At 70.6% G+C, this 18,581-nt stretch carries 18 protein-coding genes and 1 pseudogene; 13 read left to right on the plus strand and 6 right to left on the minus strand.

Features of this window, described 5'->3' with window-relative positions; genetic code table 11:
* A pseudogene (locus ACIQF0_RS42235) lies at positions 1-216 on the plus strand (cytochrome b); the annotation flags it as partial.
* A gap of 73 nt (positions 217-289) precedes the next feature.
* Here ACIQF0_RS42235 and ACIQF0_RS42240 read toward each other — a convergent pair.
* Positions 290-577 carry an Lrp/AsnC family transcriptional regulator gene (locus tag ACIQF0_RS42240; protein ID WP_030465012.1) on the minus strand — a complete coding sequence of 96 codons (288 nt, stop codon included), beginning with the start codon at positions 575-577 and terminating at the stop codon, positions 290-292.
* 260 nt (positions 578-837) lie between these two features.
* On the minus strand, positions 838-2,586 hold the full coding sequence (locus ACIQF0_RS42245; RefSeq protein WP_401039679.1) for a DEDD exonuclease domain-containing protein: 1,749 nt from the start codon (positions 2,584-2,586) through the stop codon (positions 838-840).
* 135 nt (positions 2,587-2,721) lie between these two features.
* Between ACIQF0_RS42245 and ACIQF0_RS42250 the strand changes: the two genes are divergently transcribed.
* The 5 genes from ACIQF0_RS42250 to ACIQF0_RS42270 all read left to right on the plus strand — a co-directional run bounded on the left by ACIQF0_RS42250 (position 2,722) and on the right by ACIQF0_RS42270 (position 8,032).
* Positions 2,722-4,080, plus strand: a complete 1,359-nt coding sequence (locus ACIQF0_RS42250; protein ID WP_401040035.1) for an NYN domain-containing protein — start codon at positions 2,722-2,724, stop codon at positions 4,078-4,080.
* A gap of 65 nt (positions 4,081-4,145) precedes the next feature.
* Positions 4,146-5,150 (plus strand): NlpC/P60 family protein, encoded by a 1,005-nt coding sequence (locus tag ACIQF0_RS42255; protein WP_401039682.1) that lies wholly within the window; start codon positions 4,146-4,148, stop codon positions 5,148-5,150.
* A 10-nt stretch (positions 5,151-5,160) separates the two neighbouring features.
* Positions 5,161-5,934, plus strand: coding sequence for a hypothetical protein (locus tag ACIQF0_RS42260; RefSeq protein ID WP_401039685.1), 774 nt, complete (start codon positions 5,161-5,163; stop codon positions 5,932-5,934).
* 10 nt (positions 5,935-5,944) lie between these two features.
* Entirely contained in the window at positions 5,945-7,048 is a 1,104-nt protein-coding gene (locus ACIQF0_RS42265; protein WP_401039688.1) for a glycosyltransferase family 4 protein, read from the plus strand.
* 75 nt (positions 7,049-7,123) lie between these two features.
* Entirely contained in the window at positions 7,124-8,032 is a 909-nt protein-coding gene (locus ACIQF0_RS42270) for a MerR family transcriptional regulator (protein ID WP_401039690.1), read from the plus strand.
* Between the two features lie 49 nt (positions 8,033-8,081).
* Here ACIQF0_RS42270 and ACIQF0_RS42275 read toward each other — a convergent pair whose 3' ends face one another.
* Together ACIQF0_RS42275 and ACIQF0_RS42280 are read right to left on the minus strand one after the other, a co-directional pair.
* On the minus strand, positions 8,082-10,949 hold the full coding sequence (locus tag ACIQF0_RS42275; RefSeq protein ID WP_401039693.1) for a BTAD domain-containing putative transcriptional regulator: 2,868 nt from the start codon (positions 10,947-10,949) through the stop codon (positions 8,082-8,084).
* Between the two features lie 250 nt (positions 10,950-11,199).
* Positions 11,200-12,996, minus strand: a complete 1,797-nt coding sequence (locus ACIQF0_RS42280; protein WP_401039695.1) for an AMP-dependent synthetase/ligase — start codon at positions 12,994-12,996, stop codon at positions 11,200-11,202.
* Positions 12,997-13,094: 98 nt separating this feature from the next.
* On the opposite strand from ACIQF0_RS42280, the gene ACIQF0_RS42285 reads away from it, so the two are divergent.
* From ACIQF0_RS42285 to ACIQF0_RS42315, 7 genes are all read left to right on the plus strand, one after another.
* Positions 13,095-13,475 (plus strand): polyketide cyclase / dehydrase and lipid transport, encoded by a 381-nt coding sequence (locus tag ACIQF0_RS42285; protein ID WP_360043084.1) that lies wholly within the window; start codon positions 13,095-13,097, stop codon positions 13,473-13,475.
* A gap of 58 nt (positions 13,476-13,533) precedes the next feature.
* A complete protein-coding gene (locus ACIQF0_RS42290; RefSeq protein WP_330270040.1) occupies positions 13,534-14,322 on the plus strand; it encodes a metallophosphoesterase in 789 nt (262 codons plus the stop codon).
* A gap of 23 nt (positions 14,323-14,345) precedes the next feature.
* Complete coding sequence (locus tag ACIQF0_RS42295) at positions 14,346-14,786, plus strand: SRPBCC family protein (protein ID WP_093599897.1); 441 nt, start codon at positions 14,346-14,348, stop codon at positions 14,784-14,786.
* Entirely contained in the window at positions 14,783-16,000 is a 1,218-nt protein-coding gene (locus ACIQF0_RS42300) for an ArsA family ATPase (RefSeq protein WP_401039698.1), read from the plus strand. The genes ACIQF0_RS42295 and ACIQF0_RS42300 overlap by 4 nt, the downstream gene beginning before the upstream one ends.
* 14 nt (positions 16,001-16,014) lie before the next feature.
* Complete coding sequence (locus ACIQF0_RS42305; protein ID WP_401039701.1) at positions 16,015-16,362, plus strand: hypothetical protein; 348 nt, start codon at positions 16,015-16,017, stop codon at positions 16,360-16,362.
* Positions 16,362-17,360, plus strand: coding sequence for an ROK family glucokinase (locus ACIQF0_RS42310; protein ID WP_360043093.1), 999 nt, complete (start codon positions 16,362-16,364; stop codon positions 17,358-17,360). The genes ACIQF0_RS42305 and ACIQF0_RS42310 overlap by 1 nt, the downstream gene beginning before the upstream one ends.
* Positions 17,361-17,569: 209 nt before the next feature.
* Positions 17,570-17,785, plus strand: a complete 216-nt coding sequence (locus tag ACIQF0_RS42315) for a DUF2945 domain-containing protein (protein WP_401039705.1) — start codon at positions 17,570-17,572, stop codon at positions 17,783-17,785.
* A gap of 84 nt (positions 17,786-17,869) precedes the next feature.
* On the opposite strand, the gene ACIQF0_RS42320 is transcribed toward ACIQF0_RS42315, so the two are convergent.
* Complete coding sequence (locus ACIQF0_RS42320) at positions 17,870-18,001, minus strand: hypothetical protein (RefSeq protein ID WP_360043099.1); 132 nt, start codon at positions 17,999-18,001, stop codon at positions 17,870-17,872.
* A gap of 66 nt (positions 18,002-18,067) precedes the next feature.
* Positions 18,068-18,523, minus strand: a complete 456-nt coding sequence (locus tag ACIQF0_RS42325; RefSeq protein WP_360043102.1) for a hypothetical protein — start codon at positions 18,521-18,523, stop codon at positions 18,068-18,070.
* Positions 18,524-18,581: the final 58 nt, after the last annotated feature.

An 18,581-nucleotide genomic window follows, 5' to 3' on the forward strand; every position in this document is an offset into this window, starting at 1 on the left:
CACCCGATCCCGCTCGCTTACCAGGGCGCGTCGGTGCCGAAGAAGATGAACAAGCTCGGCTCGGCCGGTCACCCGGTCGCCGGCAGCACCTGGTCACCGGACCCGGTCGAGGAGACCGTGGCTCTGGAGAACGCGAAGCACACGAACCTGCTCGACACCGGTTCTGAGGACAAGGCCGGCGAGCTCGCGGGCAAGCCGTCCGACCCGAAGGCCTGATCTGCAGGCTTGAAGCGCTGAAAAGCCCCCGTGAGTCGTCACGGGGGCTTTTCGCTGTCCTGGGTGGGTCGAGCTACTGGGCGTCGTCCAGGCCGATGGAGAACGCGGCCTCGTCGTCGCGCTTCGAGTAGCTGCGGAACGCGATGTGCGTGTCGGTGTTCAGCACACCGGCGACCTTGCTGATCTTGCCGGGTACCAGGGCGGCCAGGTCCTCGTGCTTGCTGACCCGCACCAGCGCGATCAGGTCCACGTCACCGGCACAGGAGTACACCTCGGTGACTCCGTCGATGTCGGCGATCTCCTGCGCGGCCTCGGGAATGCGTTCGGCGGCGGCCTGGATCAGCACGATGGCGGTGACCACGGCGTCCTCCTCGGGTCTGGGCTCCGGTCTCTCAAGCACCCGTAGTCTGCCCTACCGCCTGATCACCGGCGTGAGGACGTCAGCGGTCATGGCACGCGAGCCCCGTTCACCTCTCGGGTGTCGCTTTGTCGACATCCCAACTGATATATCGGTTGCCGCCACCACTGCTGACCTGCCCTTATCCACCCTTATGCAAAAGACGTTTGCGGACGTCCGCAAACGTCTTTTGCATAAGGCCCTTGCAACGAGGGTGTGCAGGGTCAGTTCCAGCGCTCGTGAATGGGGCGGGCGCTCGCGGCTTGTTCGGCCCACGGGACCCATGCCGCGGCGGCGCCGGCGGGGGAGGACCAGGGCTCGTCCGCGTAGACGAGGCGGGTGCCCGGTTGGTCGAGCCAGCGCAGAACGACCCCGGCTTCTTCCGGCGGCGCGCCGCGCAGTGGACCGGGGGTCGGGATGACCGTTTCGGCCGAGGCGACGAGTGCGTCGACGACCGGCATCGGGCGGGTACCTCGGCGGGCGACTCCGGCGGACGCCAGGCGGCCGTAGCGCACGACGGAGAACTCCCAGCCGCCTTCTCGGTCCGGTCGAGCGGCCACCAGTTGGGGCAGGGAAGCCAGGGCGGCCAGTCGCTGGGCTCGGTCCAGGGACCGGACCAGGCCCGCCAGGCGGTCGCGGCGGCGGGCGGCCTCCTCGAAGCGTTCGGCCGACGCGAGGCCGTCGAGCTGGGTGACGAGAGTGCGCAACGGGTCCGCGCTGCGGCCGATGACCAGGTCCTGCACGGCCACGACGGCGGGGGAGTACTCGTCGACGGTCTGCCGGCCCGCGCACGGCGCCTTGCAGCGGTCGAGTTCGGCCAGCGCGCACGGGGAGGCTCGTTGGTTCGCCGCGGGGATCTTGATGGTGCAGGAGCGCAGCGGGACGGCGTCGAGCAGCGCGTCCGCGACCGACTCGGCGGCCTTCCGGGTGCGGAACGGGCCCAGAGCGCCGTCTCGCGGGATCTTGACGAGCGAGATCCGCGGGAACGGCTCGTCGGTCAGGGTCAGCCACCAGGCGTGGTGGGGGTTCTTCGAGCGTCGGTTGTACGCGGGGCGATGTGCGCGCAGCAGCCGTAGCTCGCGCACCTCGGCCTCCAGCGGGTGGGCGCACTCCACGGCGTCGACGCGCACCGCGAGCGCGACCATCTCGCGCAACCTGCGGCGGCCCTCGCTGGCCGTGAAGTACTGGCGGACCCGGCGGCGCAGGTCGGACGCCGTGCCGACGTAGAGCACCTCCTCCTTCGGGCCGCGGAACAGGTACACGCCCGGCGTGGACGGCAGGTGGGCGGCCAGGGAGCGTTTGCGGCGTTGTTCCGGCGTCACCTCCGGCAGGTACGCCAGCAGCTCCTCCAGGGAGTGCACGCCGACGTTGCCGACGCGTTCCAGCAGCGCGTGCAGCACCTCGACGGTCGTGCGGGCGTCAGCCAGCGCCCGGTGCGTCGGCTTGGTCTCCGTGTGGAACAGGTCCGAGAGCGCGGACAGCCGGCACGACGGCGCCTCGTCGCGGCTCAGCACCCGCCGTGCGAGCTTCACCGTGCACACGACCGACGGCTTCGGCCAGCGGTAGCCGTGCCGTTCGCAGGCGGCCTTCATGAACCCGACGTCGAAGCCCGAGTTGTGCGCCACCAGCACCGCACCGGCCGCGAACTCGAGGAACGCGGGCAGCACCGTCTTCATGGTCGGCGCGCCCGTCACCATCAGCTGGGTGATCCCGGTCAGCTGCGCGACCATCGGCGGGATGCCGCGTTCGGGGTCGACGAGCGTGGCGAACTCGCCGATGACCTGGCCGCCGCGGACCTTCACCGCGCCGATCTCGGTGACGGCGTCCTCCTCGGCGCTGCCGCCCGTCGTCTCCAGGTCGAAGACGACGAACGTCGTGTCGCGCAGGGGCGTCCCGAGCTCGTCGAAGGACAGTTGTCCGGTCACGTGGCCGACGTTAGCGACGGGGTCTGACAATTTTCGGCGGTGGTCCATCGCGGTGCCCTGACCTGCGGTTGCTCCGTTGGAGTGATCTTCGGGTGATCTTTTCCAGATCGTTGTTCCGAAGGGCGGACACGTCCGTGCGCTGCTCAAGCGCGAGGGCTCTAGCCTGTTGGGGTGCCCGACCCGATGCCCGCGCCTGAGTTCGACCAGCCTGCCGACGAGGCAGGTGAGTCCGCAGAGGAATCCCCAGAGGAATCCACTGTGGACTGGTCGGCCCTGCCGGAGCCGTTGCGGGTGAGGCTCGCGGAACTCGGTGCCGACGCGTTGGGCGAGATGGCGAAGGTCGACGTGCCCCAGCACCTGCGCCCGGTGGCGAAGTTCGCCCCGACCAAACGCGCTCGTCTGGGCGGCACGCAGGTCGTCGCCGGCCTGCGGGACTCGGCGAACTTCCGCACCGCCGTGATCGAGTGGCTGCGCAAGAACAGGCCGTCGACGCTGGAGGTGACCTCGCCGGATCCGGTGACGGCGGCCGCTGCGGCGGTGCTGACCGGGGACGACGTCGCGCCGCACTACGTGGAGCTGGTCTCGCGACGGGTCGGCGACGCGACGCTGCGAGCCGAACGGGACGCGGCAGTCGTGCGGGCGGAACGGATGGAAGTAGAGCTGGAACGGCTCCGGGCCGAGCGCACCCAGCTCGACGGTGCCACCGAACGCGTCCGCGCGGACGCCGAGATCGAGCTGGAACGCCTGCGCAAGCGGTTGCGCGAGCAGGGTGTGAAGCTGCGTGAGGCCAAGGACGCGGCCGCGGCGGCGGCCACCGAGGTCGGCAAGATCCAGGAACGCACCGCGGACGAGGTCAAGCGCCTGTCCGCCGAGCGCGACCGGGAACGGGAACGCGCCGAGACCGAGCGCGGCAAGGCGCAGCGGGCGATCGCCGACGCCGAGGTGGCGCGGCAGTCCGCGCGAGAGGCCAGGCAGGCCGACGAGGTGCGGCTCGCGCTGCTCGTGGACACCCTCGACGGCGCCGTCACGGGCCTGCGCCGTGAACTCGCCCTGGGGGAAGGCACCGGGCCGCGTCCCGCCGACCTCGTGCGCGGCGCCAGCGCGTCGCAGGGGGCCGTCGGACGGGTCGAGGACCCGGCGGCGCTGGACCGGCTGCTGGCGTTGCCCGCCGTGCACCTCGTGGTGGACGGCTACAACGTCACCAAGACCGGATATCCGGAGCTGTCGTTGTCGGATCAACGCGACCGGCTCGTGCACCAGCTGGCGGTGCTCGCCGCGCGCACGGGTGCCGAGGTGACGTTGGTGTTCGACGGCGCTGGGGTGGTGGCGGTGCCTGCCGCGGCTCCTCGTGGCGTGCGCGTGCTCTTCAGCGATCCCGGTGTTCTGGCCGACGACGTGATCCGTGCGCTGGTCACCGCAGAGCCCGAGGGGCGTCCCGTGGTGGTGGTGACGTCGGATCGCGCGGTCGCGGATTCGGTGCGTCGCCGCGGTGCGCACCCGGTGCCGTCCGCTGTGTTGCTGGCCCGTCTCGGGCGCGTTTGATCACCCGGTAGCCTGACGCCGTCGATCTTGACGGGCTTGTTCTGGCGAGGGGGATCGGCGACCTCATGTCGCGCAACTTCACCCGTGGTTTTGTAGTTCTCCTGCTGCTGCTCTCGGCGACTCCGGCCGTGTCTTCAGCCGCGCAGCCGGCTGATCCCGCGCGCGCGTACGCGGATCTGACGGCGCAGGCGACGAAGCTCAACGAGGAAGTCCTGCGCGCGCAGGAGGATCTCGTCCAGCGCAAGGCCGAACTCGACCGCGCGACCGCGACGGTGTCGGCGGCGCAGCAGGTCGAACGGCAGGCCAAACGCGACGAGGACGACTTCCAGGGGCAGGTCGACCTCATCGCCCAGGCGTCGTTCGAGGGTGCGCGTTTCAACCAGCTGTCGGCGCTGCTCGTGGCGGACTCGCAGCAGGACTTCCTGATCCGCCTCGAGATGATGCGGGTGCTGGCCGCCGACAAGGCGGAGTCGCTCGCGCGGCTGTCCGGCGCGGTGGAGAAGGCCCGGCAGGCGCACCAGGTGGCGGAGAACGCGCGCGCTCGTGCCGCGGAGACCACCGCGGCGGCCGAGAAGCTGAAGAGTGACCTGGACGGGCGCAACCAGGCCCTGCAGGCGCAGATCACCGAGGTGCGCTCGGCGCTGACGCGGCTGCCGGCGCCTGTCGTGACCCAGTTGCGTGATCCAGGAGACCGCTCGCAGGTCAGCGTTCCTTCCGGAGCGGCGGGCCTCGCGCTGAACTTCGCACTGGGCCAGCGAGGGGACGACTACCAGTACGGCGCGACCGGGCCTGACCGCTGGGACTGCGCCGGGCTCACGATGAAGGCGTACGCGGCGGCCGGGTTCACGATCCCGCGCACGTCCGGTGGCCAGGCCGGGGTCGGACGCGCCGTGTCGCGCGGCGAGGTCCGTGCGGGCGATCTGATCATCTACTACTCGAGCCGGTCGCACGTCGCCATGGCCGTCGACAACGGGCGGGCGGTGCACGCCTCGACGGAGGGCCAGCCGGTGAAGATCGCGCCGATCGACGCCATCGGGCCCATCGCGGTGATTCGGCGCATCGAGGGCTAGCGTTGCGCCGGTGAAGCACCTCCGGACGTTGCTGGCGGTCACCGTCGCCATGACGTTCCTGCTGGGCGTCAGCGTTGCACTGCGGCCCGTTGAGTTGCAGCCGACCGCAACACCCCATTGCAATGAGGCCGTGCTGACGGCTGCGTCAGGCACTGTGACCAGCAGTTCTTGTGATGGTGCGTTGGCGTCACGGGTGTCGGGGTCGTTGGACTCCTCGGTGCGCGAGGTCGCCGATATATTGGATGTCAGCTGGGCGCGGCGGGTCGACGTCGTCGTTCCGGCTACGGACAGCGAGCTGGTGTCGCTCGTCGGGCCTGCGTTCGCGGACATGGCCGGAATCGCCATTCGGGACAGCGACGGTTCCGGGCAGCGGGTCGTCATCAACCGGGTGCGGGCATCGGCGTTGTCGGACGTCGAGTTGCGCGTGCTGCTGCGCCACGAGATCACGCATGTCGCGACGCGGGACCTGACCTCGGACTCCGCGCCGCTGTGGCTGGTCGAGGGATTCGCGGACTGGGTGGCGTTCCACGGCATGGGGTTGTCGCTTCGCCAGGCCGCGCCTTTGCTCAAGTCGGACGTCTCGGCGTTGCCGGTCGACTTCGGCGGCACCGGGCGTGATCTGGCCTATCAGCAGGCGTACTCGATCATGGTTTATCTGGAGTCGAGGCTGGGGGAGCGAGGTGTCGTGGACTTCTTCCTGCGGCACGCGTCGATGTCTTCTGTGGACCCGAGCGTCGTCGACGTGGCGGGTTGGCGTGAGTTCCTGAAAACGAGCATCGGATAGCGTTGAGTTCGTGCGCCGAACCTTGCTGGTGACCAACGACTTCCCGCCCCGCCCCGGTGGCATCCAGTCCTACCTGCACGCTTTGGCGACACGGATGCCCGCGGACTCGCTCGTCGTGTACGCGCCGAAGTGGAAGGGCGCGGAGGAGTTCGACGCCGAGCAGCCGTTCCCGGTGGTGCGGCACCCGACGTCGTTGATGCTGCCGACGCCGGACGTCCTCGCCCGCGCCCGTGACATCGCCCGCGCCGAGTCCTGCGAGGCCGCGTGGTTCGGGGCGGCGGCACCGCTCGCGTTGCTGGCGCCGTCGCTCGGACTCAGCCGCGCGGTGGCGTGCACGCACGGGCACGAGGTCGGCTGGTCGATGCTGCCGGTGGCGCGGCAGGCGTTGCGGGCCATCGGGTCCGGAGTGGACGTCGTGACCTACGTCAGCCGCTACACCCGTTCGCGGTTCGCGGCGGCGTTCGGTCCGATGGCGGCGCTCGAACACCTTCCCTCCGGTGTGGACACCGAGCTGTACCGGCCGGATCCCGCGGCGCGCGCCGAGATCCGCCGCCGGTACGGGCTGGGCGACCGGCCGGTGATCGTCTGCGTGTCGCGCCTGGTGCCGCGCAAGGGGCAGGACGTGCTGATCCGCGCGCTGCCGTTGATCCAGCGGTCGGTGCCGGACGCCGCACTGCTGATCGTCGGCGGCGGGCCGTACCGGGCGACGCTCGAGAAGCTGGCCGCCGGTTCGCGGGACATCGTGCTGACCGGCTCGGTGCCGTGGGAGGAACTGCCCGCGCACTACAACGCCGGCGACGTCTTCGCGATGCCGTGCCGCACGCGCGGCCGCGGGCTCGACGTCGAAGGCCTCGGCATCGTCTACCTGGAGGCGTCGGCCACCGGGCTGCCCGTGGTGGCCGGACGGTCTGGTGGTGCTCCGGAGACCGTGCGCGACGGCATCACCGGCAACGTCGTCGACGGCCGCGACGTCGAGAACGTCGCCGAGCGGATCGCGTCGCTGCTCGCCGATCCCGAGACGGCGGCCAAGATGGGGCGCACGGGCCGGGAATGGGTCAGCGACCACTGGCGCTGGGACCAGCTCGCCCACCGCCTCGAAAACCTCATCGGCTGACCTGATATCCGATATATCGCGGCACACCGGTAATCGGGTTGACCTTCCAGCGGGTGGAAGGTGCAGCTTGGCGGCATGGACGAAGAGATGGGCCGCTACACGATCGGAGAGCTGGCTCGCCGCACCGGGCTGCCGGCGCGCACGATCCGGTTCTGGTCCGACAGCGGAGTGGTACCGCCTTTGGAACGGAACTCCGGTGGCTACCGCGTCTACGGTGCCGACGCGGTCGGCCGCCTGCGCCTGGTCCGGACGCTTCGCGAGCTCGGTCTCGGCCTGGAGGCAGTGCGGAAGGTGGTCGACCGGCGGTCCACGCTGGCCGAGGTCGCCGCGGCCCACGTCGAGGCCCTGGACGCCCAGATCCGGGTGTTGCGGCTGAACCGCGCCGTCCTTCACCACGCCGTCTGCCGTGACAACAAGACCGAAGGACTGTCCCTGATGCACGAACTCGCCCGGCTGCCGGCTCAGGAACGGCAGGACCTCATCGACGGCTTCGTCGACAAGATCTTCGCCGGCGTCGAGGACGCGGACGTGCTGGTCATCGCGGGCTTCATGCGGGAGATGCCCCCACAACTGCCAGACGACCCGACCTCGGCGCAGGTCGACGCCTGGGTGGAGTTGGCCGAACTCGTCTCCGACGCCGACTTCCAGCGCGCCATGCGGCAGATGGTGCTGCACGGCGGAGCCGGCGACCGCATCGACTTCGGCCTCAACGTCCGGCCCCTGGTTCTCGAGCACGCGGGCCCGGCCGCCGAGAAGGAGATCGCACCGGAGTCCGGCGCCGGGCGCGCGATCCTCGACCGCGTCGTTCCCACCGACCTGGCCGGCACGGAGTCACAGGCACTGCTCGAATGGCTGGACCTGGTGGCCGAGCCTCGCGTCGAACGCTACTGGGAACTGCTGGGCCTGATCGGCGATCGTCCGCCAGGACCGCGCAGCGTGCCCGCGTTCACCTGGCTCGCCGCCGCACTGCGCGCACACCGATAGCCGCGATATATGGGATATCGCGAGCTGGAGTAGTGGACGTCGGCGCGGGTCAGGCGAGTTCGCGGGCCCTGTTCTCCAGGGCACGCAGTCCGAGTTCGGCGCCGCGTCGCGCGGCCAGTTCGGCGGCCGACCGGGAATCGGCGTCGCGGTCGAGGTCGCGCAGCACCACGGCGAGGTCGATCAGCGCGCGGACCTCGCCGGACGCGTAGCCGATCCGCCGGGCCGTCACGAGGGCCTGTTCGAACAGACCGGCGGCGGCGTCGAGGTCGGCCAGGGCGCGGCGGATCTCGCCGAGCGTGATCCGGGTAGTGGTCGCCACCTGCTGGTCACCGCCGTCCGCGACCAGGGACAGGGCGCGCGAGGCCAGGGACAGGGCCGCCTCGGCGTTGCCCGAGGCGAGTTCCAGGGCGGCGAGGTTCTCCAGGGTCTCGGCCTCGCCGGCGGGGACGTTGCCGATCTCCAGGGCGCGGTCGAGGTGGGCGCGGGCCTCGTCGAGGCGTCCCTGCAGGCGCAAAGCCATGCCCAGGTAGGTGTGGCTGTCGGCGTTCGGCGCCAGGGCCAGTGCCTGCGAGAAGTGTTCGACGGCGCCGTCGATCTCGCCGAGTTCCACGGCGAGCTGGCCGAGGTTGTACAGGCCGGTGCTGACGCTGTCCGCCGGCGCCGAGCGAAGCATCTCCAGGCAGCGGAGCAAGGCGTCCTTCGCGGCGGCCAGGTCGCCGGAACGCCGGTGCACGAGGCTGAGGTTGTTCAGCACGCTCGCCTCGGCGTCCTTGTCGCCCAGCGCCCGGTACAGCTCGATGGCGTGGTCGTGGTGCTCCACGGAGCGCGCGTACTCGCCCAGCCGCAGGTAGAGGGTGCCGAGGTTCGCGTGCATCGCGGCCTCGGCCGGGCGGTGCCCGGACTTCCGCGCGGCCTGCAGGCCGTGGTGCGCCGTCGCGAGCCATTCACCGACGTGCTGACCGATCCACAGGTAGCCGCGCAGCGCGTCGGCGAGCTGCCAGGCCATCTCCGCGGGGCCGTGCTCGGCCGCGTGCCGGATGGCGGCGATCAGGTTCGGCCGTTCCGCGTCGAGCCACGTCAGCGCCTCTGCGGAGGTGGAGATCCGCGGCGCCGGTCCCGAGGCCGACGACGGCAGCCGCACGATTCCGGGGTAGAGCAGTTCGGCACAGCGTTCGACGCCACGCAGGTAGTGGTTGAGCAGCGCCGCCCACGACGCCCGCTGCTCCGACGGGCTGTCCGACTCCTCGCGCAACGAGGCCGCGTAGCGGACCAGCTCGTCGTGGAACCGGTAGCGACCGGGCGCCACTCGCACGACCAGGCGCGCGATCGCCAGCACCGTCAGCAGGCCCTCGGCGTCCACGTCGGCCAGCGCGGACGCGGCCTCCGCCGTGAAGTCCGGTCCCGGCACCAGCGACAGCAGCCGGAACAACCGCTGCGGCGCGGGCGGTAGCGCGGCGTAGGCGAGCTCGATCGGTGAACCGGAGATCGTCACGTCGTCCCGCCCGGCCAGGTACGCCGCCGCCACCCGCAGCGCCAGCGGCAGGTGCCCGCAGCGGGACGCCAGCTCCGCGTGGTCACCCGGCCCGAGCAGCTTCGTCAGCAACGACGCGGACTCCGCGGCCTCGAACACCTCCACCGGCACGGTCCGCGCGCCGTTCATCGCGATCAGCCCGCGCAGGTCGTCCCGCGACGTCACGATCACCCGGCACGACGCCGTCCCCGGCAGCAGCGGCCGCACCTGGTCGGGCGCGGAGGCGTTGTCCAGCAGCAGCAACATCCGCCGGCCCGACAGCAACGACCGCAGCATCGTGCTCTGCTCGTCCGCGTCCGGCGGGATCTCGTCCGGCGGCACGCCCAGCGCCCGCAGGAACCGCGACAGCACGTCCATCCCGTCCGCCGGCGCCCCCAGCGCATACCCGCGCAGGTCGACGTAGAGCTGCCCGTCCGGGAACCGGTCCCGCAGCAGATGCGCCACGCGCACCGCCAGCGTCGTCTTGCCCACCCCCGGCGGCCCCGCCAGCGTCACGATCGGCACCGACCCGCCCGCGATCAGCCCGGAGATCCGCTCCACGTGCCGGGACCGCCCGGTGAAGTCCGCGATGTCGTCCGGCAGCCGCATGGGTGACGCCGGCGCGCGTTCCGGTTCCCGCGCCACCACCGGCGCCGCCAGCTCCCGCGCTCCCATCAGGATCGCCTGGTGCAACGCCCGCAGCTCCGCCGACGGGTCGATGCCCAGCTGGTCGTCCAAAGTCCGGTCGAGCTGCCGGAACGCCTCCAGCGCCTCCGCCTGCCTGCTGCAGCGGTACAGCGCGAGCATCAGCTGCGCCCAGAACCGTTCCCGCAACGGGTGGTCCCGCGTCAGCGCGAACAGCTCCGGCACCAGGTCCGCGTGGTTGCCCAGCGCGAGCTCCACGTCGATCCGCTGCTCGTGCACCGTCATCAGCAGCTCGGTCAGCCGCGGCGCGTGCTCCGCGTACAACGTCTCCGAAGGCACGTCCGACAGCACCGGCCCGCGCCACAGTTCCAACGCCTCGGCAAACGCTTTCCGTGCCGTGACCAGGTCCTCCGACGAGACAGCCGTCCGTCCGCGAGCCGCCGCGTCCGCGAACCGATGCGCGTCCACGGCCAGCGGGTCCACCAGCATCCGATAGCCGTCGGGGGCCGTCTGGATCAACGACGGATCGCCCAACGCCGCTCGCAGCCGCATCACGTACGTCTGCAACGTCCCACGCGTGCGCGCGGGCGGTGCGTCCCCCCACACGTGCTCGACGAGTTCCGTCACGGGAACCACGCGGTTCGGCCGCAGCAGCAACGCCGCCAGCAACGCCCTGTGCTTGCCCGCGCGCAACACGACAGCGGAGCCGGCCAGGCGTACTTCCATCGGGCCGAGCAGCCGGAACTGCGGACCCGAAGCCATTGCCAACCCCTCGTGCGCGCCAGATGATCCCCGTCTGACTCACAGCCTATTAGCGCGCTGTCGCCAAGTGACATCGGCGCGTCAGCGATACGTCAGCGCCGTACGGCAATCTTCTTCATGTCCCGGTCGGGGGGCCGGGGCAACACACTTCTCGGGTTCCGCGGAAAGTTCGCGGATCACGATCGCTGGGGGTCGAAAGGCCCAGGAGCACTCTCTCAGCTCCTGGGCCTTTCGCGCATTTGACCTGCGGTTACTTCGCGTAGATGGCGTCGATGTCGGACGAGTAGGTCGTCGCCACGACAGAGCGCTTCAGCTTCAGCGACGGCGTCATCTCGCCGCCCGCCTCGGTGAAGTCCACCGGCAGCACCCGGAACTTGCGGATCGCCTCGGCCTTGGACACCGACTTGTTCGCCTCGTCCACCACGGCCTGGATCTCGGCCAGCAGGTCCGCGTCCTCGATCAGGTCGGGAACCTCGGCCGACGCCGGCTTGCCGTGCGACTCCTTCCACGACGGGAAGAACTCCGGGTCGATCGTGATCAGCGCGCCGATGAACGGCTGCTTGTCGCCGACGACCATGCACTGCGAGATCAGCGGGTGCGCCCGGATCCGGTCCTCGAGCTGCGCGGGGGAGACGTTCTTGCCACCGGCGGTGACGATGATCTCCTTCTTGCGGCCCGTGATCTTCAGGAACCCGTCGTCGTCGAGCTCGCCGATGTCACCGGTGTGGAACCAGCCGTCCTCCAGGGCCTCCTTGGTGGCGGCCTCGTTGTTCCAGTAGCCGGTGAACACGATGTCGCCCTTGATGAGGATCTCGCCGTCCTCGGCGATCTTCACCGACGTGCCGGGCACCGGCAGGCCGACCGTGCCGACCTTCTCCTGGCCGCGGAACGTCACGCACGCCGCCGCCGACGTCTCGGTCAGGCCGTAGCCCTCGTAGACCGGGATGCCCGCGCCGCGGAAGAAGTGCGACAGCCGGTCACCCAGCGGCGCGCCACCGGAGACCGCCGCGATCGCGCGACCACCCAGGGCGCCGCGCAGCTTCGCGAACACCAGCTTGTCGAACACCGCGTGCTTGATCCGCAGACCCAGGCCGGGCCCGCCGTTGTCCAAAGCGCTCGAATACGCGACCGACGTCGCCTCGGCGGCGTCGAAGATCTTGCCCTTGCCGCCGGCGTGCGCCTTCTGCTTCGCGCCGTTGTAGACCTTCTCGAACACGCGCGGCACCGCGACGACGAACGTCGGGCGGAACTGGCCGAGGTCCTCGACGAGGTTCTTCACGTCCGCCGTGTGGCCCACGGTCGCCCGCGAGTACACGCACGCCAGCGCCAGGGCACGCGCCAGGATGTGCGCGAGCGGCAGGAACAGCAGCAGCGAGTTGCCGGCGGTGAGGATCTCCGGGAACCGCGACAGCGCCGACCGCACCTCGGACAGCAGGTTGCGGTGCGTCAGCGTGCAGCCCTTGGGGCGGCCGGTGGTGCCGGAGGTGTAGACCAGCGTCGCCGTCTGGTCCGCCTGCACCTGCCCGCGACGCTCGTGCACCTGCTCGTCGGTGATCTCGGCACCCAGCGCGGTCAGCTCGTCGACCGCGGCCGCCGCACCGTCGATCTGCCACACGTGGCGCAGCTCGGGCAGCGTGCCGACGACGTCGTCGACCATCGCGCGGTGCGAGGGAGCCTCGACGAACACCGCCTTCGCGCCGGAGTCGGACAGGATCCACTCGATCTGGTCCGCCGACGACGTCTCGTAGATCGGCACCACGACGCCGCCCGCCGCCCAGATGGCGAAGTCGAGCAACGACCACTCGTAGCGCGTCTTGGAGACCAAACCGACCCGGTCGCCGAGCTCGAGACCGGCTGCTACCAGGCCCTTCGCGACGGCCATGACCTGCGCGGCGAAGTCACGCGCGGTGATGTCGACCCAGGTGCCGTCGACCTGCCTGCGGAAGCTGACGGCGTTGCCGAAGCGCTCCGCGTTGGCCCACACCATGTCGGTGAGGTTTTCCTCCGGAGCCACAGCGGCGGTGGCGGGGACGCTGAACTCGCGCACGTCAACCTCCGTACGGTGAAATGTTACTGGTGGGGAAACTTAGCGTGTGATTCCGGCGATACAAAGGTTGGTACGCCCTTCCGTTACCTTTTGTCCTTATGGCCAGCGTGGACGTCGTCGACGAGACATTCCTCGCGGTACCACCCAGCGTGGTCGCCGCAGCCTTCGCCACCGCCTCGTCGTGGCGGGCTTTCTGGCCTGATCTCGAACTGGACGTCTACGCCGACCGTGGCGAAGAGGGGCTGCGCTGGACCGTGGGCGGCGCACTCGTCGGCACGATGGAGGTCTGGCTCGAACCTATGCTCGACGGCACCGTGTTGCACTACTTCCTCCGCGCTGATTCTCCCGCCGGTTCACTCACACCGCGCAACGCCCGTCGCGAAGTGCAACGCCGTCAGCTCGACGCGAAATCCGTCGCACTGGGGCTCAAGCTGACTCTGGAGGACGGTCGTCCGGCCGGCTGCCCGCCGGCAGGGTGATCTTGCTTGACGTGCGTCTCGCAGAACACCCCCATGCGGCGTCAACTAAGTTGGAACCGTGCGGGTTCACGTGGTCTCGGATGTGCACGGCAACGCTGAGGCGCTGGCGCGTGCCGGCGACGGGGCTGACGCTCTCGTCGTGCTCGGCGACCTGATCGACTTCGTCGACTACTACGACCACTCCAAGGGGATCCTCGGCCGCGTCTTCGGCGCGGAGAAGGTCGGGATCTTCGCCGAACTGAGACGCGGCACCAGGCGCGCGGACACGGCGAGCTACATCCGATCGCTCTGGGACGGTCTCGCCGACGCCCGTTCCGTCGTGGAAGAAGCGGTGCTGGAGCAGTACCACGCGTTGTTCAGCGCCATGTCCGCGCCGACGTACGCGACACCGGGCAATGTGGACAGTCCGCACCTGTGGCCGCAGTTCGCCCGTGACGGCGTGCACGTGCTCGACGGCGAGGCCGCGGAGATCGGCGGGCTGAGGTTCGGCTTCGCGGGCGGCGGCCTGATGGTGCCCGGACTGGTCCGCAACCCCAACGCGCCGTGGTTCCCGTACCTGCGCACGGAGGAGGACATGGCGGCCGCGCTGGAGCGGATCGGCCAGGTCGACGTGCTGTGCACGCACATCCCGCCGCTCGTGCCGGAGCTGACCTACGACGTCGTCGCGCGCCGTCCCGAATGGGGATCGAGGGCCGCGCTGGACAAGATCGTGCGCGAGCGTCCGCGCTGGTCGGTGTTCGGGCACGTGCACCAGCCGTTGGCCAGGCGCGTGCGCGTCGGCTACACCGAGTGCGTCAACGTCGGGCACTTCCAGCGCAGCGGCAAGCCTCACGTCCTCAACTGGTAAAGACGCGAGTAACCTCCTCACACATGGCCGACGAGTCCACTCAGTCCATCGTCATCGACGCTCCGCCTGAGAAGATCATGGCGATCATCGCGGACTTCCCGTCGTACCCGGACTGGGCGAACGGGATGAAGGAAGTCGAGGTCCTCGACTCCCGCGACGACGGCCGTGCCGAGCAGGTGCGGTTCGCGATCGACCAGGGTCCCGTGAAGGACGAGTACACCCTGAAGTACGACTGGGCCGCCGACGGTCTGTCGGTGAAGTGGCAGCTCGTCAAGGGCACCATGCAGAAGGCGCAGCAGGGCAGCTACGTGCTGGCGCCGTCCGGTACCGGGACCAAGGTCACCTACACGCTGTCGGTGCAGCTGGTGATCCCGATGATCGGGCTGTTCCGCCGCAAGGCCGAGAAGCTGATCCTCGACACCGCGCTCAAGGAACTCAAGAAGCGCGCGGAGAAGGCGGCTTGAGCCGGGTCCTGCTCTTCACCGGCAAGGGCGGGGTCGGCAAGACGACGCTGTCGGCCGCGACGGCCGCCTCGCTGGCCGCGCACGGCCGCAAGGCGCTCGTGGTCTCCACCGATCCCGCGCACTCGCTGGGGGACGCGCTCGACGTGCGTCTCGGTGCCGAACCGTCCGAAGTGGACGGATCGGATGGCTTGTTCGCCTGCCAGATCGATCCTCGCGGCCTCGTCGACGAGGCCTGGGGTGATCTGCGCGGGCACCTGCGGACCGTGCTGGCGGGCGCCGGTGTCGACGAGCTCGACGCCGAGGAACTGACCGTGCTTCCCGGTGTCGAGGAACTCCTCGCGCTGGCGGAGGTGCGGCGGCTCGCGTCGTCCGGGCCGTGGGAGGTCGTGGTCGTCGACTGCGGGCCGACCGCGGAGACGTTGCGGCTGCTGTCGCTGCCCGAGGCGTTCGCCGGCTATCTCGAACGGCTCTTCCCGACGCACCGGCGCGTGGTGCGCGGGCTGCTCGCGGGCGTCGCCGGCACCGGGACCGTCGAGAAGTGGGACGCGACGGCCGACGCGCTGAGCAGGCTCGCCGAGCGGCTGGACGCGTTGCGCTCGATGCTCACGGACTCGTCGTCGTGCTCGGTGCGGCTGGTGCTGACGCCGGAACGCGTCGTCGCCGCCGAGACCCGCCGCACGCTGACCGCGTTGGCGTTGCAGGGAATCCGGGTCGACAGCGTGATCGCGAACCGGCTGGTGCCCTCGCCGGGTGCCGCGCGCGGTGCCGCCGCCTCGTGGCTGCGCACGCGTCGCCACGAGCAGGACGCGGTGCTGACCGAACTGACCGGGATCGGTGAGATCCGCACGGTCGACCACCGCGCGTCGGAGCCCGTGGGCGTGCCGGCACTGCTGGAGGTCGCCGAGCAGCTCTACGGCGACTCGGACCCGTTGCCGGACGTCCCCGCTTCCGGTGTTCCAGGGTCGTTGCTGGAGGTGTCGGGCAGCGGTCGCGGGCTCGACGCCCGCTATTCGTTGCGGATCGCTTTGCCGCTGGCCGACGACACGGAGCTGGACCTCGCGCGCGTGAGCGACGACCTGGCGCTGACCGTCGATGGCCGGCGTCGGCTCGTGGCGCTGCCGTCGTTGCTGAGGCGCTGCATCGTCACCGGTGCGGAGATGGACTCGGGTGGCGTGACGGTGGGGTTCCGCCCGGACCCTTCCCTCTGGCGCTGATCAGGAGCTTGTAGATGACTCAGGACAACACCGGCAAGCTCGCCGAGGAGCTGCGGCTGCTCATCGACACGGCCGCCGAGCGCATGCAGCCGTGGCTGCAGCGCGTCTCCGAAGCCGGCGACGGCTCGCACACGCCCGAGACGTGCGGCTGGTGTCCGTTGTGCAACGGCGTCGCACTGCTGCGCGGCGACCGTTCCGAACTGGCCGCGAAGGCAGCCGAACACGCGGCGGGCCTGGTGGCGGTGCTGCGGGCCGCCCTGCGCGAGCCCGGCACCCCGGCTCCCGCGGAGCACTCCGAGGAGCCCGCGCCGGAGGCCGGACAGCGAGTGCAGCACATCAAGGTCGTCAGGAAGACCGACTAGTGCTCACGGTCGGAGTGGACATCGGTGGCACCAGCGTGCGCGCGGGCGTCGTGGACCCGCGCGGCTCGGTGCTGGACACCTCCCGCGCACCCACCCCGGCGGGCGAACGCGCTCTCGAAGACGCGATCGTCGCCGCCGTGGAGGAGGTGGCGGACCGTCACGCGGTGAGCGCCGTCGGACTGGCCGTGGCGGGCTTCATCGCCTCAGACCGCCGCACGGTCCGTTTCGCGCCCCACCTGGCGTGGCGGCAGGCCGACGTGGCCGACCGCATGAGCGACCGCCTGGGCATGCCGGTCGTCCTGGAACACGACGCGAACGCCGCCGCCCTCGCCGAACACCGCTTCGGAGCCGCCCGAGGCGCCAAGACCGCCGTACTCGTCGCCATCGGCACGGGCATCGGCGCTGCGCTGCTGCTCAACGGCGAGGTCTTCCGCGGCGCGTACGGCGTCGCCCCCGAACTGGGCCACCTGCGCGTCGTCCCGGACGGCCGCCCCTGCCCGTGCGGCAAGAACGGCTGCTGGGAGCGCTACTGCAGCGGCACGGCCCTGAGCGCCACGGCGGTGGAACTGCTAGCCAAACACCCCGGCGTCTCCACCGTCCTGGCCCGCGAGGCCGCCGGCGACTCCCGCGCGGTGACCGGCCGCCGGGTGGCAGGCGCGGCCCGCGACGGCGACCCGCTGGCCAAACGCGCGATGGCCGACCTGGCCCGCTGGCTCGGAGAGGGCCTGGCACTCGTCGCCGACGTCTACGACCCCGAGGTGATCGTCATCGGGGGAGGCGTGTCGACGTCGGCGCCGCTGTTCCTCGACGACGCCCGCGAGCGCTACTCCGCCGTGGTGACCGGAGCGGGCCACCGGCCGCTGGCCCGGATCCGCACCGCCCAGCTCGGCGACGACGCCGGCATCGTGGGCGCGGCGACCCTGGCCCGCGAGATGGCCGCCCAGATGACCTCCCAGACGCCCTCACGGGCAGGGAAGAACCACTCGCGCCGCTCCTGACCCGCGCCCGGCACGCCCTCCCTCTCCGCTCTGATGTATCGCCATCACGCCGATATATCAGTTCTTGCGATGGCGCTGACCTGCCGCTTAGCAATGACTCTTTGGACTTCGTCCGCAAATGACCCATTGCAAAGGGTGCGGGGAGGTGTTCGGTGTCGCGTGCTCGGGTACCTGGCCGGGGTCGGCGAAGCGGACGTCAGGAGGCTCCGATGACGAAGCATCCGTACGAGCCGGGGGACCAGGTCGAGTGGTCGAGCCACGGCTCGCGGACCCACGGCGAGGTCGTGGAGGAGATCACCGGCGAGACGCGGGCCGCCGGGCGCAAGGTGGCGGCTTCGGAGGAGGAGCCGCAGTACCGGGTGCGCAGCGCCACGAGCGGCAAGGACGCGGTGCACAAGCCGGACGCGCTGCGGAAGAGGGAGTGAGGGTTCGCGGCGAGCGTGTCGGGGTTGTTCACCCGCCGCGAACACCCAGCTCGGACGACCGGCCGAAGCGGCCGGACCCAGGATCTAGCGGCCGAGCAGGCGCAGGATGCGCGGGCGGCGGCGCTTGGCGCGCTCCGCGTCCTTCTTGCTCAGGGTCGCCATGGCGCGGGCCATCATCAGGTGCTGCATCTGGTCCATGGGCGACACGGTAAGCACGACCGAATCGTTATCTGAAGGTTTGAGTGGCTGTTATCACGTCGTTACCAAGCAAGACGTGACGTGTCACACCTGGGCGCCGTCGTCCCAGCCCGAGTCGGGCGGCGGGGTGTTGCGCATGCGCAGGATCAGCCAGCCGACCCCCGCGCACAGCGCCACCAGGGACAGCGGCGTGCCGATGCGCGCCTGCAGTCCGAAGATGCCGGGCGCCACCAGCAGGAGGATGCCCAGCACGAACAGGCCGAGGGCCGCGAACGTGGAGGCGCGCAGCACCGGGAACGGCGGCGGCTCCGGCGGGACGTAGTGGTCCTCGTCGGCCGGATCGCGGCCTTCGGGCTCGTCAACGGGGTCCGGTGCCGGTTCGTCTGCCACGACGGTGCGTGGTTCCGGTTCTTGCGGGCCCGCCTCGTCGAGGTCGAGCCAGTCCTTGCCGACCCCGTCCCGTTCGAGACCCGCGACGATCTCGGCAAAGAGCTCGTCGACGTTCTCCGGTCCGTCGGTCGAGTCGCGCCGGGCGTTCATCCAGAGCCTCTCCCACGTGCCGCCACCCTCTGACCCCACATCGTTGCACGGGCGGGAT

It is taken from the genome of Lentzea sp. NPDC092896 (assembly GCF_044754905.1).
Classification (GTDB): domain Bacteria; phylum Actinomycetota; class Actinomycetes; order Mycobacteriales; family Pseudonocardiaceae; genus Lentzea.